The sequence below is a fragment of the Arenimonas sp. genome (assembly GCF_035312645.1).
In the GTDB taxonomy this organism is placed as follows: Bacteria; Pseudomonadota; Gammaproteobacteria; order Xanthomonadales; family Xanthomonadaceae; genus Arenimonas.
Genome location: NZ_DATGBO010000003.1, coordinates 1 through 20,462, shown reverse-complemented (window position 1 = coordinate 20,462; position 20,462 = coordinate 1). Strand labels below are relative to the sequence as shown.

The following is a 20,462-nucleotide window of genomic DNA, read 5'->3' as shown; positions in this document are numbered from 1 at the left end:
TCCAACGGGTGTCCATACGTGAAAATCCTGACCGTTTCCGTCTTGTCCCTGGCGATTTCTTCGGCCGTTGCCGCGGCCGATTTGCCAAAGAATTTGCCGACGATCGATCCGCAGCGTCTTTCCGCGGAAGTGAAAATATTGTCCTCGGATGCGTTCGAAGGTCGTGGCCCGGCGACGCCGGGCGAAACGAAGACAGTCGATTACGTGATCGCGCAAATGAAGGCGGCCGGTCTACAGCCGGGCGGCGACGTGCTCAAGAGCGGCAAGCGTGGCTGGACGCAGGCGGTGCCGCTGGGCCGCTTCCAGATCCAGGGTCCGATCAATGTCGCGATCAAGACTGGCGCCGACAACATCGCGCTGACCCAGGGCAACGAAATCGCGATCCGCGCCTCGATGAGCGGCGCAAAATCCGTCGCCATCGCCGATGCGCCGTTGGTGTTCATCGGCTACGGCGTCAAAGCACCGGAACGGCACTGGGACGACTTCAAGGGCGTCGATCTCAAGGGCAAGATCGCTGTGGTGCTGATCAACGATCCGGATTTCGAAAGCGGCAGCGGCGATTTCGGCGGCAAGGCGATGACCTACTACGGCCGCTGGACGTACAAGTTCGAGGAAGCCGCGCGCCAGGGCGCGATCGGCATGCTGATCGTGCACGAAACCGAGCCGGCCTCCTACGGCTGGGCGACGGTGAAAAATTCCAATACCAACGTGATGTTCGACATCGTGCGCAAGGCGCCCGCCGCGGTGCATCCGCTGCTCGAAGGCTGGATCCAACGCGATTTCGCCGTCGACCTGTTCAAGCGCTCCGGCCTGGATTTCGAGGCGTTGAAAGCACAGGCGCAGACGCGTGAATTCAAGCCGGTCGAACTCAAGGACGCACGCTTCTCGGCGCATTACGCCGTCGACACGCAGGTGATCACTTCGCGCAACATCGCCGGCCGCATCGTTGGCAGCAAGCATCCCGACGAGACCGTGATCTACAGTGGCCATTGGGATCACCTCGGCGTCGGCGAACCCGATGCCAAGGGCGATCGCATCTACAACGGCGCGGTCGACAACGCGACCGGCACCGCGTCGCTGATCGAACTCGGCCGCGCGTTCGCGCAACAGCCGCGGCCGGAGCGTTCGGTGGTCTTCCTCAATGTCACCGCCGAGGAAAAAGGTCTGCTGGGTTCGGAATATTATTCGTCGAATCCGTTGTACCCGCTGGCGAAAACCGTGGCCGTGCTCAACATCGATGCGCTCGATCCGCACGGTCCCGCGCGCAACTTCACCACCTCGGGCAGTGCCAAGGTCGATCTGCTCGATGAGCTCATCGCGACGGCGAAAGCCTGGAACCTGAGCTACGTGCCGGATCCGAAACCCGAGGCCGGGCATTTCTTCCGCTCCGATCATTTCCCGTTCGCCAAGCGCGGCGTGCCGGCGATTTCATTCGGCTCCGGCGACGACTGGATCGATGGCGGCAGCGCGGCCGGCGAAGCCGCCGAGAAGGAATACAACAACGATCGCTACCACCAGCCCGCCGACGAATGGCAGGCCGATTGGGCGTTCACCGGCATGGCCCGCGACCTGCAGATCCTCTACAAGGTCGGCGCCGATCTCGCGCATTCGCGACGCTGGCCGAACTGGGGCCAGGAATCGGAATTCCGAGCGACCCGCGACGCCACCGCCGCCGCACGGCGATAACTTAGGCAGAACGTCATGACCGCGAGCACCGATCTGCATCCGCTCACCCGCGCCGAACGCAGCGACTACGCGGAAACGTCGCTGCACGCCGATGTGCTCGCTTTCATTGAAGAGTTGCGCGCGTTCGCCGATCCGCGGTTGCAGGTCGGCGATTTCGGCGCCACGCCCGAGGGCCGCAAGCTGCCGCTGCTGGTGTTGTCGGACCAAGGCTTTTTCACGCCAGAAGCTGCGCATGCCTCGGGCCTGCCGGTGGTGCTGGTGGTCTGCGGCATCCACGCCGGCGAAGTCGAAGGCAAGGAAGCGGTGTTGATGCTGGTGCGCGACATCCTCGCCGGCCGTCACGGCGATGTGCTGACGCGCATGGTGCTGGTGGTCGCACCACTGTTCAATGCCGACGGCAACGATCGCATCAGCACGGAAAATCGCCGTCTCGATATCGCGAAGTTCAGCGGCCAGATCGGCCCGGTCGGCGGTGTCGGCACGCGCAACAACGCCGCCGGCGTCAACCTAAACCGCGATTACATGCGCCAGGATGCGGAGGAAATGCGTCTGATGCAGGCGCGCGTCTGCCACGTCTGGAACGCGCATCTGGTGATCGACTGCCACGCCACCAACGGCTCGATTCATCGCTTCGCGTTGACCTACGACATTCCGCACACAGTCGAAAGCGGCCGCCGCGAGCCGATCGAGTACATGCGTCGCGAACTGCTGCCGGCAGTGCGCGAACAGGTGAAGGCGAAGGACGGGCTCGATACGTTTTTCTACGGCAACTTCCTGCGCGACGAAGGCGGGCAGGGCATGGGCTGGATCACCTACACCCACCATCCGCGCTTCGGCGGCAATTATCGCGGCCTGACCAATCGCCTCGATCTGTTGCTGGAAACCTATTCGTACCTGACGTTTTCCGAACGCGTGCGCACGACCTACGCGTTCCTGCGCGAAACGCTGGCCTATGTCGGCGAGCATGGCGACGAAATCGTCGCCTTGCTGGCGATCTGTCTCGAGCCGCCCGAACGCATCGCCGTGCGTTATCGCCTGGAAGCTTTTCCGGATACGCAGGCGGAAGTGCTGACGCGCGAGCCGTACACGCTGGACGGTGCGCCGATCAGCGTCGAGGTACCGTATTACGGTTGTTTCGTCGGCGAGCACGTGGTGTCGCGACCGCCGGCGTATGCAGTGCCGGCGGAGATCGGCGCACATCTGGAGCGACACGGCCTGCGCGTGGAGAGACCGGAAAAGCCCTGGTTGTTGCACGCGGAAATCGCCATCGTGAGCGGGCAGGTATCGTCGACCGGACGCGAGATCCTCGAAGCCAATGCTTCGTCCTATCTCGAAGCGGAGTTGCGCGAAGAACAGCGCACGCTGCCGCCGGGCTGGTGCCTCGTCTATACCGCGCAGCAGCGTGGTGCGATCGCGGTATATCTGTGCGAAGCCGGTAGCGACGACGGCCTGCTCGCCTGCGGCTTGATAGCGCAGCCTGCGCCGGGCGATGAATTCCCCGCTTGGCGCGTGCTGGCGGTGGATGTCGGCGAGCCGTAAATCGCTTCTGCTCGATCGCGCCCGATATCAGCGCGCCGCGCGCCTCAGTCCAGGATGTTCGGCTTCGGCAGGGGCCGCAACACCTGCGGATGTTTCGGCGGCGGATCGGGATAGCGCGTGAGCAGCGGCGTGACCGCATTCGAGCAGGTGGCGGTGGTGCTGTCGCAGACCATGTAGCTGGCGTAGCCGTTGCCGCCACGTTTTTCCTGGTAGGCCTGCGTGTTGGCGAGGGTGGCGCGGAAAACGCCATCGCGATACACGTCGACATTCGCGGCGCCGCCCAGCCAATGCAGCACGACGATCTGCGGCAATTTCGCATTGGCGCCGCGCTCGATGCTGCCGCGCAACTGGCTGGGCGGGGTCGGCGGCGGCGGATCGGCGTTGCGCACGCAGTCGTAGGTTTCGACGATCGCTGCACCGGTGTCGATCACTGCGAAATCGGTGACGTTCACTTTCGCCGACGGCACCGACTGATCGAAGATGCGCGAGCTGATGCCGAGCTCGCTCCATTTGTGCGTGGTGAATACGTCGTCTTCGGCGGTCAGCGCGATGTTGCCGCCATCGGCGAGCACGATGCCGTAGTGCTGCATCGTGCGCAGGATCACCTGCGCCGCCGGCGAATACAGGTTGACCGGGAAATCGCCGCGCAAGCGCAGGCGCGAGCCATAGGCAATCGTGGTTGTCGGCCCGCTCGGGCCGCCGGCGTGGCTGCCCGGATGCACGTACAGCGGCACCTGCTCGCCGTCGATGAGCACCGAAGCCATGCGCGGATTGGGCAGGATGAAGCGGATCGCGTGGCCGAGATCGCCATTGCTGACCTGCATCGCGGCATAGACCTCATCGGCGTTGAACAGCAGCGGCGCCATCGGGAAACCGGCGGCGTCGGCGCTGGTGCAGTGTTCGCCGCGTCCGTTGGCCGGATACACGCGATCGAGCTTCCAGATCACCAGGCATTGCGCCAGCAGGCCGCTGCTGCCCGATGCGGTGGCGCGGTACGCCTCGTAAAGATTGTTGCCCTGGACGACCAGCAGGTGGCAGTCGTCAGCATAGTTGTCGCAGACCAGGCCGCTGGAACCCTCGATCTGCGCCGTTGCCGGCACCGGCATCGCGGTGCCGGGCGGTTCGCAATCGGGTGAGTAATAACCGTCCGGTGGCGGCAATCCGATGATCGTGCGCGTCGGCGCTCCGGCCGGCGCCTGCACGATGCGCATTGCGAAATCGATCTGCATGCGGCCATTGCCGAAGCCGCCCAGACCCGAGAGCGTGCTGATGATCGTCGCCGAATCCGAACGCAGCGCGGCCAGCGTGATGTCCTGGTTCCAGACGGCTGCTGCCGGAAACCGCGGTGGCGGCGCTGCTGAAACCGCCGCGCTTGCACACGCGGCCAGCCCGGCGACCAGTGCGAGGATGGCACGGTTCGTCACGATTCGACTCACGACGGTACGATTCATCTTCGTTCTCCGGGCGTTGTCGCCGGAGACGAATATACCCCGGGCCAACGCCCCGCGCTTACTGCACGCGCGCGGTGGAACCGACGCTGATGGTCACCTGGCTGTTCGTGCCGTAAGTGCCGTCGGCATGTTTGAGGATGACGTTGTAGCTGCCGATCGGCACCTGGCGGACGCGATAGGTGCCGCCATCGGGGACCTGAATTTCGCGATGGAAACCGGTATCGGTGCCCCGGATGATCACCGTGTCGCCATGTTCGCCATGGCCGGTGATCGCACCGCTGTTGTTGGATTGCGCGAATGCGGCCGTGCTCAACAACAGGGCGGACAACAGGACGGAAATTCCGCGACGGGTAAACTTGCCTGCAAGACTGGATACCATGATGAACCTCGGGGAGAGCAATCCCCGAAAATGCAATGGCTTCGATGAATGCGCGAAGTGCCGAAAGTCATGGCCGTCGTCGCCATCCGCTGCAGTATCGATTCGCGATCGACGAGCAACGGCCGCATCGATCCGCCACAATCCAAGTTCTCCCAGCAGCGAAGACCCGCATGTCGAACCCGAAAATTCCCGACAACGGCAAACTCGATCGCATCGTCGCCGAAGCGCGGCGACAGGCCGCCGAGCGCGACCAGGGCTATCGCGAACGCGCGCTGAAAATGTATCCGTGGATCTGCGGTCGCTGCGCCCGCGAATTCACCCGCGAAAACCTGCGCGAACTCACCGTGCATCACCGCAACCACAATCACGACGACAATCCGGCCGACGGCAGCAATTGGGAATTGTTGTGCGTGTACTGCCACGACAACGAACACTCGCGGCTTACCGATCACACTGGCGGCAGCGCGCTGACGGCGGAAGACGCTCAGCCTGCCGCGACCGGCAATCCCTTCGCTAATCTCAAGTCGCTGCTCAAGCGCGACAGCTGAGAACCACGGCGGATTTCCGCCGATCGCCGCCCCGCCGAAGCGGAGCGGCGTGGATCGTTACGGCATCTTGACCAGTTCGACGCGGCGATTCTTCGCACGACCGCTTTCGCTGCCGTTGTCGGCGACGGGTTTGTCGGGACCGAAGCCCTTGGTGCTCAGGCGATCGGCAGCAATGCCCTTGGCGACCAGAGCGCTGCGCACCGAAGCGGCACGCTCGCCCGAGAGGCTGCGATTGTGGTCGGCGCTGCCGGTGCTGTCGGTATGGCCCTCGATGGAAAGCTTGAGCGAGGGATCGGACTGCAGCAGCTTGCCGATTTCATCGATCACGCTGCCGGCATCAGGGCGCAGCGTCGCCTTGTCGGTATCGAAATTGATATGCAGCGCGACGTGGCCGTCGGCGTCGAGCGCCTTCTTCATGTCGCCGGCACTGAGGAAGGAAAGCGCGCTGGTCATCGCCTGGCGCTCGAGCACGGTCACGTAACCGTGCAACGGAATCGCGCCGGTGCTGACCTGGATCCAGGTTTCCTTGTTGTTCTGCCGGATCAGGTAGGTATCGTTCTGACAGTCCACACCGGCGCAGGCACCGTGATAGTGCTTGTCGACGACATCGCGGCTGCCGAACGCCTGGTTGACCTCGTCGGTGTATTGCACCGTGCTCACCTTCACGCCGCCGAGCGCGGTGATCGCATTCTCGTAGTTGCGCTGGAATTCGATGTCGGAATACGAGCGGCCTTCGGGATTGTCGAGTTTGAAGCCTTCGCGGAACACCTTGCCTTCGATCGCGACGATCTTGCCGCCGGCGATCATGTGTTCGCGATCGAAGGAGGCATTCTTTTCCTTGTCGGCGAAGATGCTGGTCAGTCCTTCCGGCGTCTTGAAGAACGGGAACGGCGGCAGCGTCGCAGTGCTCACCGGCACGCTGGCCGGATCGAATTCCGTATTCGCCGGCACCGCTGTCGCGACGGGCGCCGCGACAGTCGCGGGCACTGCCGGCGCGGCGACGCTGGCGGTGACTGCAGGCGCCGGCGTCGTTGCGGGCGATGGCGTCTGCGTATCGGCAGGTGGCACATCGGCGGGTTTGCTGCAGGCGGCGAACACCAGCAGCGCCGGCAGCAGCAGAACATGGGGACGGACACGCATGATCAATCTCCGGAAATGGTGGCGTTGCGATGACGTCGCCGGCGATGGCGAAATCCGGCGCCAGAGGCCTTGTAATCCAAACCCGGGCGAGCGGCAAGCCTTGTCGCCGGATCGGCGTTCAATGCGATGCGGAGGGGTCCGCCTGCTCTTCGGCAACGCGTTTTGTCAGCCGCGCGTCCGCCGTGTCGGCATAGGCGCGGCAGGCGTTGGCATCGATGAGCGCGTCGCGCTTCCGGTTCTTGCCACGCTTCGCCTGATTTTCGAACAGGTCCGAGGCATCCGGATGCGTGGGCACCAGCACGTCGCAGGCAAGCGCGCGCACGACAGCGATGCTATGGCGGAATTGCGCGACGCGTGCGCCGCCATCGGCGGTGAAGCGAAAGCCGGTTGCGGATATCGGGCTGAGGCTGTCGGCGAAGACGAGATCGTGGCAGACCTCGCCCGCGCAATCGCGCCAGCTCCAGCTGGTGCCGCCCGGCGTGTGTCCCGGCGTGTAATGCGCGGTCAGGCGGATTCTTCCCAACGCGATGACTTCACCATCGGCGACTTCCGTAACGTTGGCAATGCGCGGGAAATTCGTGACATCGCCCAGAACGAATTGCGGGTCGTCGGCGCTGGCGCTGCCGGCGCGCAGCGCCTGTGCACCGAGTTTGCTGGCCGCGACTTTCGCGCCACTCATGCGCTGCAACGCCGCGATGCCTCCGGCGTGATCGAAATGCGCATGCGAGTTGACAATCCATTTCACATCCTCGACGCGAAAGCCGAGCTTGCGGATGTTGTCGGCGATCCGCGACGCCGATTGCGGCAGGTCGCCATCGATCAGCACCAGGCCCGCCTTGTCAGCGATCAGCACCGCGCTGATGCCCTCGACTCCGACGTAATAGCTGTTCCCGACCAGGCGGAACGGCGCGTGCGGCCGGTTCCATGTCGCGCAGTTGTCGCAATTGATCGGCGTGGTATCGGCGCTGGCGAGGGTGGTCGACGCAGGCGCGGCGAGGGCGAGCAACAAGGGGATGGCAAGCATGCGTGAGCCTCCGGAAGTGCGGCGATTATCGCGTCATCCACGGAACGATGGCGAGCGCGTGTAAACTCGCGGCCCTACGCGGGATGGAGATGGCTCTTGGCTGGCGCGCACCTTGGCGGGTCGATAACTGACGCCGCATTGGCGACCTTGCTGCTGCCTTTTCATGGTGGCGCGCTGGCGTGGCCGATACAGGGGCAGGTGCGTTTTCTGCGCGCACGCGCCGGTGCGGATTGGCAGGATCTGGCGACGGCTGGAATGCTCTGCGAGCAGAGCTTCAAGCCGTTCGCGGAACAATTGCAGCGCGAAGGCCGGAACGTGGCGACGGAGGCCGACGCGCCATCGATGTCGGCATCGGTATTGACGCTGGTTTTGCCGCCGCGACAGCGCGAGGAAGCGCGCGCCTTGTTCGCACGCGCGCTGAGCGGCACGCAGGCGGGCGGTGTGGTCGTTGCCTGTCAGGCCAACAACGAAGGCGCGCGTTCGGGTGAAGCCGATCTCGCGCGCCTGGCCGGTGCGACGCAGAGCCTGTCGAAAAACAAATGCCGCGTGTTCTGGGCCGTGGTCGATCCCGCGCGCAGCGATCAGGAATTGCTGACGCAATGGGCGCAGCTGGATGCGCCGCGCCCGATCGCCGACGGTCGTTTTCTCAGCCGACCGGGGCTGTTCGCCTGGGATCGCATCGATGCTGCGTCGCAGTTGCTGGCCGCGCAGCTTCCCGATGATCTCGCCGGGCAGGGCGCCGACCTCGGCGCGGGCTACGGTTATCTCGCGGCGGAATTGCTTGCGCGCTGCCCGAAGATCGTCGCGCTGGATTTGTACGAGGCCGAAGCGCGCGCGCTGGATCTGGCCAGGAAGAATCTTGTCGCGGCCGGCGATCGCGTCGCACTGGATTTTTTCTGGCATGACGTCGGCGTCGGCCTGCCGCGCCGCTACGATGTCATCGTCAGCAATCCACCGTTCCACGTCGATCGCAGCGACCGCCCGGAACTGGGCCAGGCGTTCATCACGGCAGCGGCGGATGCCCTGCGTCCAGGCGGCCGTTTTTTTCTGGTGGCGAACCGGCATTTGCCGTACGAAGAAATCCTCGGCGCGCGTTTCGGCACTTGGCGCGTGCTGGCGCAGGAACAGGGGTTCAAGGTGATCGAAGCGATCAGGGCGGATGCATGAAATTGGTGAAACTGCTGGCGAATCTCGGCTACGGCACGCGCAAGGACGTGACGATGATGCTGCGCAACGACTGGGTGACGCGCGCCGATGGCAGCGTGCTCGGTCCCGACGACAGCGCCGAACACGCCGACATCCGCGTCGACGACGAACCGCTGGATCCGGCGCAGGGTTTCATCCTGATGCTGCACAAGCCGGTCGGCTACACCTGTTCGACCAAGGATCCGGGACGCGTGGTCTACGACCTGCTGCCGCCGCGTTTCCGCCTGCGCAATCCGATCCTGTCCTGCGTTGGCCGGCTCGACCGCGACACGTCCGGCCTGCTGCTGATGACCGACGACGGTGCGTTGCTGCACCGGATCACGTCGCCGAAATCGCATCTGCCGAAAATCTACGAGGCGACGATCGCCGGCGATCTGCGCGGCGACGAAGCGGAAATTTTCGCCAGCGGTACGCTGATGCTGGAGTCGGAGAATTCACCGCTGGCGCCGGCGATACTCGAGATCGTCGAGCCGCGCCGCGTCCGCATCACGATGGTCGAGGGCCGCTACCACCAGGTGCGGCGGATGTTCGCTGCGGTCGGCAATCATGTCGAGACCTTGCAGCGCTTGTCGATCGGCGGACTTGCGCTGGGCGAACTGGAATCGGGGCAATGGCAGGTGCTGGCGCCGGCGCAGGTGGCGGGGATTTTTGCGGGATTTTAGTTTGGTGAGTGGTGAGTGGTGAGTGGTGAGTGGTGAGTGGTGAGATTTTGCTCGTCATCCCCGCGAAGGCGGGGATCCAGCGCCTTTCGCTTCTCTATGTTGAAAAGCTAAAGATCAAAGTCACTGGATCCCCGCCTTCGCGGGGATGACGAAGTACCATATCCTTCTCCCACTCACCACTCACCGCTCACCTAGTCCAGCAGATTCTTTTTCCCATGCATCACATCGATCCGCTTCGGCGGAACCGGTGGCCGGGCGTTGCCGCCGGGGATCGCCATCACGGACGACGAGCAGCGCGTGGTGTCGGCGTCGCAGACGATGTAGCCCGAAGCCGGATTGCTGCCGGCTTTCTCGGAATACTTGCCGGTGTTGGCGACGTTGACGCGCAGAACGCCATCGCGATAGACGTCGACGCGCGTGGCGCCGCCGCTCCAGGTCAGCTGCACGATGGCTGGTTGCAGGCGGCTGGCGCGCGACAGGTTGCCGGCGAGGCGATTCGGAATTTCGCCGCCCGGGTTGATGATCAGCAGCGTGATGCTTTGCGCGGGCACGGTGGTATTGACCGTGCCGGTGGCGATCGCGAGGTCGGGCAGGCGCGTGATCGCGTTGCTTGAGGTCAACTGCCAAGCCTGCACGGCGCCGCTGCCGACGAAATTTCCCAGATGCACGGCGACCGGTGTCGTGCCGGTGAGCACTTTCGCGATCACCATCACCGTCAGTGCACCGTCGCCGCTGCGCGTGGCGGCGAACGCGGAAACATTGTCGGGATTGGGCGCGGTGGCGGCGACCGAGACATCGCCGAAGCCATGGCCGGCGCCGTCGTAATTGCGGTAGAGCTTCATCGCCTTGTAGGTCGGCGTGGATGCGGCCGGCGTTGTCCAGCGCGTACCGAAATCCAGGCCCTGGCGACCGAAGATGCCGTAGACGTCGGCCTGCGCGGTCGCGCCGTTGATGTGGTTTTCGGCGCCCCAGTTGTATTCGGTGATGCCGGTTTTCAGGCCGGGATAATAGCTCGCGACCCAGGACTTCATGCGCGGGATCAGGTCGACTTTGTCGCCGATCCAGGATTCGTCGACGTAGTTCGGATCCCAGAGCGAGCGCGTCGAACGATTGCGCCGCAACTGCATGTCGGTGCTCACGTTGTCGCTGAATTCGCCGCTCTGCGGGTAGATGTGCAGCGTGAACACGTCGAGCACGCGGTGGCCGGTCTGCACTTCGTATTTGTGCAATTGGTCGAGCAGCCACGGCATGTAGTCCATGCCGCCGTGCGCGGCTTTGTCGGGCAGATTACTCCAGCCATGCTGCGAACCATACTGCTGGTCGTAGCCCGACAGCAGATAGCCCGACCAACCCCATTCTTCCGGGCCAAGGATCACGGCGCCGGCGTCGGCGGCGCGGATCATCGCGCCGTAATCGGTCATGCGCTGGCGGATTTCTTCCATGTTCGCGCCGACCGGATGCACGTCGCGATGGGTCGAATGCCAGATGCTGTGTTCGTTGTCGAGCAGGTAGTAACGCAGCCCGCCGTTGCCGGCGAGGCCCCATTTGCTGGTGAGGTGCTGCACCCAGCCCTGCTGGAAGGCGACGTTGGACGGGCTGTTGGCATCGGCGGGCGTGTTGACGATGTTCTGCCCGTTGCTGGCGAGTACGCCGTTGCCGGCGTCGGAATACCACTGCCAGTCGGCATCGGACTGCGCGCCGTATTTCGCCTGCGAGAAACTCGCGAGCTTGCCGCGATTCGGTCCGAGCTTGGTGGTCCAGTCGAGCATCGGAATCGTCAGCATCGGCTCGGCGCCGCCGGCACGGCTGGTGCTGATGAACGTGTCGCCGGATTCGCCGGCGACCGCGCTGGTCTCGGCGATCGATTCGAAGTACCAGTCGAAGCCGCGATTGGCGGCATTCAATTGCCAGTTGTAGCGCGAGGTGGTGTTGCCGCCGGAGCGGTTCAACGGCGCGCGCAGGTCGGTCAACTGCGCGGTGCTGGCGTAGGCGACACCGTAGATGTTGGGGTCGATCGCGTGGCGGCCGGCGTTGGCGTCGACCTCGATGGTGATCGCGGCGTTCTGCGCCTGTGCCTGTGATCCAAAGGCCAATGCCAGCAAAGCCAGGCCGATCCGACGTTGCAGCATGCTCATGACGCACTCCCCGATGTCTGGCTGGCGAAAGCGCCGAAAAGAAAGTTGATGCGCGCCCGATCATGATTTGCGGGCGGCGCGAACAGCGGGCTTACATCCTCGACGCGGTTCCGATATCGGTCAAGACTGCGGCGGCACGAATTTCGATATTTGCGGCGCATCACCGCAAATTAACAAATTCGTTCATGCGCTTCGGGATGCACCGGCGTTACGGACGGGCGCGGTCAATCGCGGAAATTCTCGAACTGCAGCGGCAGCTCCCATTCGGTTTTCTTCAGCAGTGCCATCACGTCCTGCAGGTCGTCGCGTTTCTTGCCGGTGATGCGCAACTTCTCGCCGTTGATCTGCGCCTCGACCTTGAGCTTGGCGTCCTTGATCGCGGCGATGATCTTCTTGGCGATCTTCTGTTCGATGCCCTGCTTGATCGTGACCTTCTGGCGGGCGCCAGCGAGGTTGATCTCGGGCTCGCCGACATCCAGGCAGCGCACGTCTATACCGCGGGTGATCAGACGGGCACGCAGGATGTCGAGCATCTGGTTGAGCTGGAAGTCGCTGGGCGCACGCTGCGTGACCACGAATTCGTCGAGTTCGAAGTGGGCATCGGTGCCCTTGAAATCGAAACGATTGCCGAGCTCGCGGTTGGCAGTGTCCACGGCATTGGTGAGTTCGTGCTTGTTGACTTCGGAAACGACGTCGAAGGAGGGCATGGTCGTGGCGGGTCGCGGTGTCGGGGTCGCCAGTCTAACGTTGACACTGCGGATCGTCATGACCGTTGCGGCGGCGTGCGCCGCGCAAGCGGCCCCGGCCCTGATATCGTCATGCGCGTCCGCCGCCCGGAGCCCATCCATGCCGCCCGTGACCTTTCGCAGAGCCGTAGCCGAAGACCTCAATGCCGTGTTGGCTCTGCTCGCCGACGACGACATCGCGCGCTCGCGCAGCGGTTACGTCGAACAGGCGACGCCGGCGGTGCGTGCGGCTTTCGAGGAAATCCAGCGCGATGCCGGCAACGAATTGCTGGTCGGCGAGCGTGCTGGCGAGATCATCGCGACCTTGCAGCTGACTTTCATTCCTGGCTTGAGCCGCGGCGGCATGCGCCGCGCCCTGGTCGAGGCGGTGCGCGTGCGTTCGGACCTGCGTGGTCTCGGCATCGGCGAGCAACTCATGCAGGCGGCGATGGAAAGCGCCCGCGAACGCGGCTGCGGCGTGATCCAGCTGACCACCGACCTGCGCCGCATTGCTGCGCATCGTTTCTATGCACGGCTCGGCTTCGAGGCCAGCCACGCCGGGATGAAGCGCGCGTTGTGAGCGACCTTGCCCGGGCCGGAGCAGACACGGAACAAAAAAATGCCGCCCGGCTGGGGGCGGCGAAAGTGAGGTTGATGGTGGTGTTCAGCCTTTGATGCAGATCACCTGACGCAGCGTGTGCACGACTTCGACAAGGTCCGTCTGCGCCGCCATCACCGCATCGATGGACTTGTACGCGGCCGGCGATTCGTCGATCACCGCTTTGTCCTTGCGGCATTCGACGTGCGCAGTCGCCTCGCGATGCTGCGCCAGCGTGATGCTCTGGCGGGCGGCGGTACGGCTCATGACGCGACCGGCACCATGACTGCAGCTGTGGAAGCTGTCGGCATTGCCCTTGCCACGGACGATATAGCTGGCGGTACCCATGCTTCCCGGGATGATGCCAAGCTCGCCTTCGCGTGCGCTGACGGCGCCCTTGCGGGTGACCAGCAGCGACTCGCCGTGATGCGTTTCGCGCTGCACGTAGTTGTGATGGCAGTTGACCGCCATCTTCTCCAGCTGGAACTTCGGCAAACGGTGCCGCATCTCGCGCAGGACCTGTGCCATCATCGCCTCACGATTGTGACGCGCGTAATCCTGTGCCCAGGACACCGCTTCCACGTAGTCATCGAACAGCGGCTCGCCCTCGAGGAAGAAGGCCAGGTCCTTGTCCGGCAGGCTGAAACCGAGCACGCGCTGCGCCAATTGCTCGCGCGCGAGTTCGATGAAGTAACTGCCGATGAGGTTGCCGGTACCGCGCGAGCCCGAATGCAGCATCACCCACACGGCGCCGGTCTCATCGAGGCAGATTTCGATGAAGTGGTTGCCGCCGCCGAGCGTGCCGATCTGGCGATCGAGCTTGTCGGTACGGATGTTGCGATGCTTGGCCTTGATCGCTTCAAGCCGGGCGAACAACCCCGATTCGGCGATTCGCGTCTCGTGATCCTCGGGGATTTTGCGGTGCTCGCCACCACCGCCATTGCCGACCGGCACGCCGCGTTCGATAGATGAGCGCAACTGCGCCAGATTGTCGGGCAGATCGCTGGCGCGCAGCGTTGTGCGTACCGCCGCCATGCCGCAACCGATATCGACGCCGACCGCCGCCGGAATGATCGCGCCGCGCGTCGGTACGACCGAACCTACGGTGGCGCCCTTGCCAAGGTGCACGTCGGGCATGACTGCGACCCAGGGCCCGACGAAGGGCAGGGCAGCGATGTTCTGCAACTGCGCCCGGGCGGACTCCTCCAGCGGGACGCCCTTGATCCATGCCCGGATTTCGCCAGGGCCCGGACCATGCAGCAATTCGTAAGAATGCGTGTTCATCTTCTTTCTTCCTTGAATCAAATTTACTCGATCCGGCCGGCCCATTCCGGCCGGATCTTCCTCATGACTTCAGCGTGACCAGTTGCTGCAGCACGCCATCCAAACCACCGAAGACGGTGAGCTTGTCGATCTTCTCGGTGACCTTTTCCAGCGTCTCGAGCTCCTTCAAGCGCATCAGCATCGGGCTCTCTTCCATCAGCTTGGCCGTGTTGAGCAGGGAACGCGTGGCGTTCGCCTCCTCGCGACGGCGGATCACGTTGGCCTGCGCCGTCTTCTCCGCCTGCACGACGCCGTTGAGTATTTCCTTCATCTCGCCGGGCAGGATCACGTCCTTCACGCCGACCGACAGCACGTCCATGCCGAAGCCGTCGAGCTGGCCGCGCACGTGGCCGAAGATGTCGGCATCGAGCGAAGCCTTATCGCCGAGCAACTCGTCGAGCGACTTCGCCGAGACTGCCTTGCGCAAGCCGAACTGCAGCTCGCGATACAGGAAGTCGCCGATCTTGCTCACCTTCGAGCGCGACGCGACCGGATCGGTGACGCGCGTGCTGGCGGAGAGGTTGACGCGGAGCGAGACCTTGTCGCGGGTCAACAACTCCTGGCCGGAAACTTCCACCGACTGCACGCGCAGATCGATCACTTCGACAGTGACGTTCTTCCTGAGATTCCAGAAAGCGACGGCACCGGCCTCGAGCAAGCGAACCAGCTTGCCGTCGACGAACAACAGGCCCGCCGATTCCGCCGGCACGGTCACCGCGACGGCGACCTTGTCGATCAGGCCGATCTGACGCAGGCGGTGCACGATGGATGCGTCGATCTCCAGCGTCGACTGCGCCACACGCTCGACCGTGATCGGCGCCAGTCCACGCCAGTACAACTTGCGCGAACCCGGTGCCAGAACATCGACCAACTGACCGTGCTTGCAGACCAGACCGACCTCCTGCAGACCGATATCGGCGAGCAGAAACGTATCGGCGAGCTTGTCGCCGAGTCGGGCGATCAGCGCGTCCGCGTCCTTGCCTGCGTATTCGGCGACGACGAGGTTGTGCACGACGGCCTCGAGCGAACCCGTGAGCGCGAGCAACCAGTGCACGCCAGGAGCGAGAATGCGATCGAAACGGCGATTGCGGTAAACGAGGCCGCGCTCGGCGTCGCCAATCACGACCTTTCGGATCATCAACATGAGTTGCCTCCTTTACTTTTAATGGATGGGTCGACCCGACCGGAGAGCCATCACGCCGCGGCGGGTCGCTGCGCTGCGTGAAGTGAATCGCCGCGATGCATTTCGTCATCGCGTCATCGTGGCGCGCGTGACCGCGCCGGATGCTATGCATCGGTGGCGCACGGCGTGGACCGGGCGCACGAATGAGTGGGAACACGCCACGCGATGGCACGCGGAGGCAGGGCGTTGCGTTGGAGCGGATCCCGGATCCGGCGGAGCGCGCCTGCGAGATCGCAGACGGATTCCGCTTTCATTCGTGACCCGGTCCGTTGCGGAGACCGTGACCCGGCGGGCGCCGCGTTGACGCGTGGATCGTGAACATCGCACCGGAATGCGACGACGCGAGCACGCGACGCGGCGTGTTCCCTGGGGCTTGCGCCCCGGTGTTGCTGGCTGAGACTCTGCGTTACAGGCAGTTTTCCGGAGCGGGATTCGAACCCGCGACAAACGAATTACAAATTCGTCGCTCTACCCAACTGAGCTATCCAGTGGTGGACGAGCCGGATTCGAACCGGCGACCTGCGGCGCAAACCGCTGCTCTTCCTGGCTGAGCTATCGTCCTCGCGCAGCGCTTCGTTTCGAACCAGGGCATACGCCACGGCAGAGCCGCGCGCACCGGACGGGCAAGCAACCCGTACCGCAGTGATTCGTTCGTTGACGCTGCGCATTGCCGCCTCTCGCGAAGCGGCAATTGCATCGGGCACCAGGCCCGTTTGTGCGATGTCCGTCCGCTCTCCGCCCGTGCCGAAGCACCCAGGCACCGCGCTGATGCGCGGCATGAACAGATCGACCCCTGCGTCGGGCGCGAGCCCGGGTGCTTCGGGGTGGAACAGGCATCGACGATTCGTTGTTGCGGTTTCCTTGGCGAACGCCGGAAACAAAACGCCCCCGGGTTTTCAATCCGAGGGCGTTCGCGTGGCCTCGGGAGATCGGGGTGACCGATCTCCCATGCTAAGGGCAATCAGTCTGGAAAAAAGCCTGCGTCGACAAAGCAGGGTCGGTTCGCCGGAGCGAACGTGTCCGTGCCGCGGCGTTCGGGCCGGGGCAGTCGGTAGTTCGATTTTGTGGCGAGGGCTTTCATCGGATTGCTTTTTTTCGGAAAAACGCCGCGAGGGCGAAGGACGCGGACGATACGCCTGCAAAAAATCATCTGCAAGCATTATTTTCGAAAATCGCGAATTTTTTCTGCACGACGAAGCTGAGGAGTCTCGATCACCCGCGACGACGACGAGCGTAGGATGTCGATACCGACCCAGGGAGCTCTTGTCATGCCTGCCACCCGCGCCTATGCCGCCGCCACCGCCAAATCGCCGTTGGCGCCGTTCACCATCGAGCGCCGTGAGCCGCGCGCGCAGGAAGTGCTGATCGACATTCTTTATTGCGGCGTCTGCCATACGGACATCCATCTCTCGCGCGACGAATGGGGGTTCTCGAAATTTCCGATGGTGCCCGGCCACGAAATCGTCGGCCGCGTGGCGCAGGTCGGCGGCGGCGTGAACCGCTTCAAGGTCGGCGATGCCGTCGGTGTCGGTTGTTTCGTCGATTCCTGTCGCGAATGCGGGCAATGCAAGGCGCAGCAGGAACAATTCTGCGACCAGCGTCCGACCATGACCTACAACGGTGTCGAGCGCGACGGCAGCGCCGTGACGCAGGGCGGCTACTCGACGCGCATCACCGTCCACGAGGACTACGTGTTGCGCGTGCCCGAGGCGATTCCGCTCGACCGCGCCGCGCCCTTGCTGTGCGCCGGCATCACCACGTATTCGCCGCTGCGCCATTTTGGCGTCAAGGCGGGCGACCGTGTGGTCGTCGTGGGTCTGGGCGGGCTCGGCCACATGGCGGTGAAGATCGCCACCGCGATGGGTGCGAAAGTAACCGTGCTCAGCACGTCGCCGAACAAGCGTGACGATGCAATGGCATTGGGTGCGGTGGATTTCGCCGCGACCGCCGATGGGAAAGTGTTCGGCGAACGCGCCGGGCAGTTCGATTTCATCATCGACACGGTGTCGGCGCCGCACGACTACAACGCCTATCTCAACCTGTTGAAAGTCGATGGCACCATGATCCTGCTTGGCGTGCCCGACCAGCCGGCGGCGTTGGCGGCGGCATCGTTGATCATGCGTCGACGCAAGCTCAGCGGCTCGTTCATCGGCGGCATCGCCGAGACGCAGGAAATGCTCGATTTCTGCGCTGCGCATGGCGTCGCTTCCGATATCGAACTGATCGCCATCGACCGGATCAACACGGCCTACGAGCGCATGCTCAAGGGCGACGTGCGCTACCGTTTCGTGATCGACATCGCCAGCCTGGGCACGGACTGATCCGCCTCAGCCGGAAACGAAACCGACCTTGCGATGGCTGCCATCGCAATAGGGTTTGTTCTTCGAATGGCCGCAGCGGCACAGGAAGGTCTCGGTCACGCGGTTTAGCGTGTGGCCAGTGCCGCTGACGATCTCGAGATTGCCGCTGACTTTCAGTGGGCCGTCCTTCTGCGGATCGATCGTCAACGGACCATCGCGCGCGGCGAGCGCCTCCGATTTCTGTATCGCCGCTTCGCCGGTGGCGTGGAAGCCGCTCTCGGCGTGGCTGCCATCGCACCATGGCTTGCGCGCGGACGCGCCGCAGCGGCACAGCGTCGCGCGAAAACCATCGGCTGCACCGGCTATCGTCAGCGCTGCATCGAAGGCCAGCGGGCCGTTCTCGCGCAGGCGCACGGTGTTGACCACGGGCGCGGTCTCGGCGGCGTGGCCGTCGACGAATTCGTAGCGGATCGCGCCCGAGGGACAGCTCATCGCGATATGCGCAATCGCCTCGGGCGGCGCCGCATCGGGGTGAATCCATTCGCCCTCGACATTCGGCACGAACACATCCGGACGTCCGAGCACACAGTGCCGCGAATGGATGCAGCGCTCGCCATCGAAATGGATGATGACCTGCTTGCCGCGTACCGTTTCCGTCGCCATGACTGCTCTCCGGGGAGGCCCGGACGCATCATAGCGCCGTCATCGCCCGACTATGCCAACAGGTCAATGCCAGTTGGCCAACTCTGCGGCGGTGATGAAGCCATCGTGGTTGCGATCGACCAGCTTGAATTCGCTGGCGAGCGCGTGCCCGACCGGGACTTCATTGCGCGAGATGCGGCCATCGCCATTGCGATCCAGGTCGCTGATCTTCACCTGATAATCGGCAGCATTGGGCAGGGTCGCGGGCTGGCTCCAGGTCACCGTAACCGGGCCGGTGTCGGCCTGGAACTGCTTGCTCTGCATGGCGTCCTGCGCGACCGCCAGCGATGCGAATGCCATCAGCGTGATGAAGGGAATCGCGATCAACAGAACCGTTGAGTCATGTTTGTGCTTGCTCATGGCAGGCCCTTGTCATGCGGGGGAGCTCGACCATGGCCCGTGGGCGCGCAACCGCGGATGAACCGGCGGCGATCGCGCGATCATGTTCACGCCGGATGCGACTAGGGCAAGAGCGCGTGAATTTCCGGATAAATCAATCGCCGGCGAACAGTTGCGACTGTGGCGGCAGGTCATCGACGCCGCGAAAATTTCCCAGGCCGACGCCGACCAGACGATAACGCGTGCGCGACGGCAGTTCGACGCGTTCGAGCAAGCTCAGCGCCTGCGAAAAGAATTCGTCCAGTGAGGCCGGCGGCTGCGGCGGGGTGTGGCTGCGCGTGAGGATCTGGAAATCGCCGGTTTTCAGTTTCAACACGACGGTGCGGCCAACGCGCTCGGGCTCCTTGCGTGTCGCGGTCCAGACCTTTTCGGCGAGACGGCGGATCATCGGCACGGTTTCGCCGAGCAGGACGTCGTGCTCGAAAGTATCTTCGGCGGAAACCTGCAAGGTCGGGCGTTCGCTGACTACGGGATGTTCGTCGATGCCCAGCGACAACTCGTGCAGGCGCTGACCCCAGCGACCGAAACGGCGCTGCAGTTCCGCCAGTCCATGCGAACGCAATTGCCCGACGGTAGCGAGTCCGAGTTCGGCGAGTTTCGCCTCCATCACCTTGCCCACGCCCGGCAGGCGACCGACCGGCAGCGGTGTGAGGAAGGCTTCGACCTGGTGCGGACGGATCACGTACTGGCCGTCGGGCTTACGCCAGTCCGAGGCGATCTTGGCGAGGAATTTGTTCGGTGCGATGCCTGCCGAAGCGGTCAGCTGCGTCTCTTCGCGGATCGCGGCGCGGATCGCTTCGGCGACCGCCGTTGCACTGGCGAGACCGAGCTTGTTTTCGCTGACATCGAGGTAGGCCTCGTCCAGCGACAGCGGCTCGATCAGGTCGGTATGCCGCGCGAAAATCTCGCACACCTGTTTCGACACGGCGCGATAGCGGGAAAAATCCGGCGGGACGAAAATCGCGCGCGGGCACAGGCGTTCGGCACGCACCGCCGGCATCGCCGAGCGCACGCCAAACTTGCGCGCCTCGTACGAGGCCGCGCACACCACCGAGCGTGCGCCGCGCCAGGCAACCACCACCGGCTTGCCGCGCAACGCGGGATCGTCGCGCTGCTCGACCGAAGCGTAGAAGGCATCCATGTCGACATGGACAATTTTTCGCATCGGCGTTGTCGACATCAATGCGTGGGGCAGGCGGTGTAGTTGAACGCGAAGCGCTGCTCGCCGTCCTTGCCGGGGCCGGCGATCTCGGCGTGCAGGCCGCGATCGTCGTGCCAGTAACTCACGCGCTGCGGATAGTCGTGCGCGGGATTGCTGAAATCGATGCGCTGCGCGGCTGTCGACGATTGCGCGAATTCGGTCGGCGGCACACCGCCGGGTTGCGCGATGTAGACCCAGCCGGCGCCGCGCCGTTCGATGCGCGTGTACTCGAAGCCGAGCAGCTTGCCGCCGCGGGTGGTC

General features: G+C 64.1%; 19 protein-coding genes and 2 tRNA genes. 7 read left to right on the top strand and 14 right to left on the bottom strand.

Annotation, left to right across the window (positions count from 1 at the left end; genetic code table 11):
• Positions 1 to 18: 18 nt before the first annotated feature.
• Positions 19 to 1,686: a M28 family metallopeptidase gene (locus VKM35_RS00260; protein ID WP_324317137.1), complete on the top strand. Its 1,668-nt coding sequence runs from the start codon at positions 19 to 21 to the stop codon at positions 1,684 to 1,686.
• Between the two features lie 15 nt (positions 1,687 to 1,701).
• The gene (locus VKM35_RS00255) at positions 1,702 to 3,225 is read left to right on the top strand and encodes a M14 family metallopeptidase (protein ID WP_324317135.1); all 1,524 of its coding nucleotides are present in this window, start codon (positions 1,702 to 1,704) and stop codon (positions 3,223 to 3,225) included.
• 44 nt (positions 3,226 to 3,269) lie between these two features.
• On the opposite strand, the gene VKM35_RS00250 is transcribed toward VKM35_RS00255, so the two are convergent.
• Together VKM35_RS00250 and VKM35_RS00245 are read right to left on the bottom strand one after the other, a co-directional pair.
• Complete coding sequence (locus VKM35_RS00250; protein ID WP_324317133.1) at positions 3,270 to 4,676, bottom strand: hypothetical protein; 1,407 nt, start codon at positions 4,674 to 4,676, stop codon at positions 3,270 to 3,272.
• Between the two features lie 58 nt (positions 4,677 to 4,734).
• Positions 4,735 to 5,055: a hypothetical protein gene (locus tag VKM35_RS00245; protein ID WP_324317131.1), complete on the bottom strand. Its 321-nt coding sequence runs from the start codon at positions 5,053 to 5,055 to the stop codon at positions 4,735 to 4,737.
• Between the two features lie 170 nt (positions 5,056 to 5,225).
• On the opposite strand from VKM35_RS00245, the gene VKM35_RS00240 reads away from it, so the two are divergent.
• The gene (locus tag VKM35_RS00240) at positions 5,226 to 5,603 is read left to right on the top strand and encodes a YajD family HNH nuclease (protein WP_324317129.1); all 378 of its coding nucleotides are present in this window, start codon (positions 5,226 to 5,228) and stop codon (positions 5,601 to 5,603) included.
• 57 nt (positions 5,604 to 5,660) lie between these two features.
• On the opposite strand, the gene VKM35_RS00235 is transcribed toward VKM35_RS00240, so the two are convergent.
• Both VKM35_RS00235 and bla read right to left on the bottom strand, forming a co-directional pair.
• Complete coding sequence (locus VKM35_RS00235) at positions 5,661 to 6,743, bottom strand: OmpA family protein (protein ID WP_324317127.1); 1,083 nt, start codon at positions 6,741 to 6,743, stop codon at positions 5,661 to 5,663.
• Between the two features lie 118 nt (positions 6,744 to 6,861).
• Positions 6,862 to 7,767, bottom strand: a complete 906-nt coding sequence (gene bla, locus VKM35_RS00230) for a subclass B3 metallo-beta-lactamase (protein ID WP_324317125.1) — start codon at positions 7,765 to 7,767, stop codon at positions 6,862 to 6,864.
• Positions 7,768 to 7,863: 96 nt separating this feature from the next.
• Between bla and VKM35_RS00225 the strand changes: the two genes are divergently transcribed.
• The gene (locus VKM35_RS00225; protein ID WP_324317123.1) at positions 7,864 to 8,934 is read left to right on the top strand and encodes a class I SAM-dependent methyltransferase; all 1,071 of its coding nucleotides are present in this window, start codon (positions 7,864 to 7,866) and stop codon (positions 8,932 to 8,934) included.
• On the top strand, positions 8,931 to 9,635 hold the full coding sequence (locus tag VKM35_RS00220) for a 16S rRNA pseudouridine(516) synthase (protein ID WP_324317121.1): 705 nt from the start codon (positions 8,931 to 8,933) through the stop codon (positions 9,633 to 9,635). The genes VKM35_RS00225 and VKM35_RS00220 overlap by 4 nt, the downstream gene beginning before the upstream one ends.
• Positions 9,636 to 9,826: 191 nt before the next feature.
• On the opposite strand, the gene VKM35_RS00215 is transcribed toward VKM35_RS00220, so the two are convergent.
• Positions 9,827 to 11,770, bottom strand: a complete 1,944-nt coding sequence (locus VKM35_RS00215; protein WP_324317119.1) for a glycoside hydrolase family 44 protein — start codon at positions 11,768 to 11,770, stop codon at positions 9,827 to 9,829.
• 224 nt (positions 11,771 to 11,994) lie between these two features.
• Positions 11,995 to 12,477, bottom strand: coding sequence for a YajQ family cyclic di-GMP-binding protein (locus tag VKM35_RS00210; RefSeq protein WP_324317116.1), 483 nt, complete (start codon positions 12,475 to 12,477; stop codon positions 11,995 to 11,997).
• 139 nt (positions 12,478 to 12,616) lie between these two features.
• Here VKM35_RS00210 and VKM35_RS00205 point away from each other — a divergent pair, with 139 nt between their 5' ends.
• On the top strand, positions 12,617 to 13,075 hold the full coding sequence (locus VKM35_RS00205) for a GNAT family N-acetyltransferase (RefSeq protein WP_324317114.1): 459 nt from the start codon (positions 12,617 to 12,619) through the stop codon (positions 13,073 to 13,075).
• An 84-nt stretch (positions 13,076 to 13,159) separates the two neighbouring features.
• Here VKM35_RS00205 and VKM35_RS00200 read toward each other — a convergent pair whose 3' ends face one another.
• The 4 genes from VKM35_RS00200 to VKM35_RS00185 form a co-directional block, all read right to left on the bottom strand.
• Positions 13,160 to 14,377, bottom strand: coding sequence for an RtcB family protein (locus tag VKM35_RS00200; protein WP_324317112.1), 1,218 nt, complete (start codon positions 14,375 to 14,377; stop codon positions 13,160 to 13,162).
• Positions 14,378 to 14,438: 61 nt separating this feature from the next.
• A complete protein-coding gene (locus tag VKM35_RS00195; RefSeq protein ID WP_324317110.1) occupies positions 14,439 to 15,560 on the bottom strand; it encodes a slipin family protein in 1,122 nt (373 codons plus the stop codon).
• A 456-nt stretch (positions 15,561 to 16,016) separates the two neighbouring features.
• A tRNA-Thr gene (locus VKM35_RS00190) sits at positions 16,017 to 16,090 on the bottom strand.
• A tRNA-OTHER gene (locus VKM35_RS00185) sits at positions 16,089 to 16,160 on the bottom strand. The genes VKM35_RS00190 and VKM35_RS00185 overlap by 2 nt, the downstream gene beginning before the upstream one ends.
• A gap of 707 nt (positions 16,161 to 16,867) precedes the next feature.
• On the opposite strand from VKM35_RS00185, the gene VKM35_RS00180 reads away from it, so the two are divergent.
• Entirely contained in the window at positions 16,868 to 17,920 is a 1,053-nt protein-coding gene (locus tag VKM35_RS00180; protein ID WP_324317108.1) for an NAD(P)-dependent alcohol dehydrogenase, read from the top strand.
• Positions 17,921 to 17,926: 6 nt separating this feature from the next.
• Here VKM35_RS00180 and VKM35_RS00175 read toward each other — a convergent pair whose 3' ends face one another.
• The 4 genes from VKM35_RS00175 to VKM35_RS00160 form a co-directional block, all read right to left on the bottom strand.
• Positions 17,927 to 18,562, bottom strand: coding sequence for a CDGSH iron-sulfur domain-containing protein (locus VKM35_RS00175; RefSeq protein WP_324317106.1), 636 nt, complete (start codon positions 18,560 to 18,562; stop codon positions 17,927 to 17,929).
• Between the two features lie 63 nt (positions 18,563 to 18,625).
• The gene (locus VKM35_RS00170; protein WP_324317104.1) at positions 18,626 to 18,961 is read right to left on the bottom strand and encodes a hypothetical protein; all 336 of its coding nucleotides are present in this window, start codon (positions 18,959 to 18,961) and stop codon (positions 18,626 to 18,628) included.
• Between the two features lie 133 nt (positions 18,962 to 19,094).
• The gene (dinB, locus tag VKM35_RS00165) at positions 19,095 to 20,165 is read right to left on the bottom strand and encodes a DNA polymerase IV (protein ID WP_324317102.1); all 1,071 of its coding nucleotides are present in this window, start codon (positions 20,163 to 20,165) and stop codon (positions 19,095 to 19,097) included.
• 14 nt (positions 20,166 to 20,179) lie between these two features.
• A partial coding sequence (locus tag VKM35_RS00160; protein ID WP_324317100.1) for a DUF6265 family protein occupies positions 20,180 to 20,462 on the bottom strand: 283 nt, incomplete at its 5' end.

Excerpts from the sequence above, each read along its gene's own strand:
- VKM35_RS00255 (WP_324317135.1), top strand. The coding sequence starts at position 1,702 with ATGACCGCGAGCACCGATCTGCATCCGCTCACCCGCGCCGAACGCAGC.
- VKM35_RS00250 (WP_324317133.1), bottom strand. The coding sequence starts at position 4,676 with ATGAATCGTACCGTCGTGAGTCGAATCGTGACGAACCGTGCCATCCTC.
- VKM35_RS00245 (WP_324317131.1), bottom strand. The coding sequence starts at position 5,055 with ATGGTATCCAGTCTTGCAGGCAAGTTTACCCGTCGCGGAATTTCCGTC.
- VKM35_RS00240 (WP_324317129.1), top strand. The coding sequence starts at position 5,226 with ATGTCGAACCCGAAAATTCCCGACAACGGCAAACTCGATCGCATCGTC.
- VKM35_RS00235 (WP_324317127.1), bottom strand. The coding sequence starts at position 6,743 with ATGCGTGTCCGTCCCCATGTTCTGCTGCTGCCGGCGCTGCTGGTGTTC.
- bla (WP_324317125.1), bottom strand. The coding sequence starts at position 7,767 with ATGCTTGCCATCCCCTTGTTGCTCGCCCTCGCCGCGCCTGCGTCGACC.
- VKM35_RS00220 (WP_324317121.1), top strand. The coding sequence starts at position 8,931 with ATGAAATTGGTGAAACTGCTGGCGAATCTCGGCTACGGCACGCGCAAG.
- VKM35_RS00215 (WP_324317119.1), bottom strand. The coding sequence starts at position 11,770 with ATGAGCATGCTGCAACGTCGGATCGGCCTGGCTTTGCTGGCATTGGCC.
- VKM35_RS00210 (WP_324317116.1), bottom strand. The coding sequence starts at position 12,477 with ATGCCCTCCTTCGACGTCGTTTCCGAAGTCAACAAGCACGAACTCACC.
- VKM35_RS00205 (WP_324317114.1), top strand. The coding sequence starts at position 12,617 with ATGCCGCCCGTGACCTTTCGCAGAGCCGTAGCCGAAGACCTCAATGCC.
- VKM35_RS00200 (WP_324317112.1), bottom strand. The coding sequence starts at position 14,377 with ATGAACACGCATTCTTACGAATTGCTGCATGGTCCGGGCCCTGGCGAA.
- VKM35_RS00195 (WP_324317110.1), bottom strand. The coding sequence starts at position 15,560 with ATGTTGATGATCCGAAAGGTCGTGATTGGCGACGCCGAGCGCGGCCTC.
- VKM35_RS00180 (WP_324317108.1), top strand. The coding sequence starts at position 16,868 with ATGCCTGCCACCCGCGCCTATGCCGCCGCCACCGCCAAATCGCCGTTG.
- VKM35_RS00175 (WP_324317106.1), bottom strand. The coding sequence starts at position 18,562 with ATGGCGACGGAAACGGTACGCGGCAAGCAGGTCATCATCCATTTCGAT.
- VKM35_RS00170 (WP_324317104.1), bottom strand. The coding sequence starts at position 18,961 with ATGAGCAAGCACAAACATGACTCAACGGTTCTGTTGATCGCGATTCCC.
- dinB (WP_324317102.1), bottom strand. The coding sequence starts at position 20,165 with ATGCGAAAAATTGTCCATGTCGACATGGATGCCTTCTACGCTTCGGTC.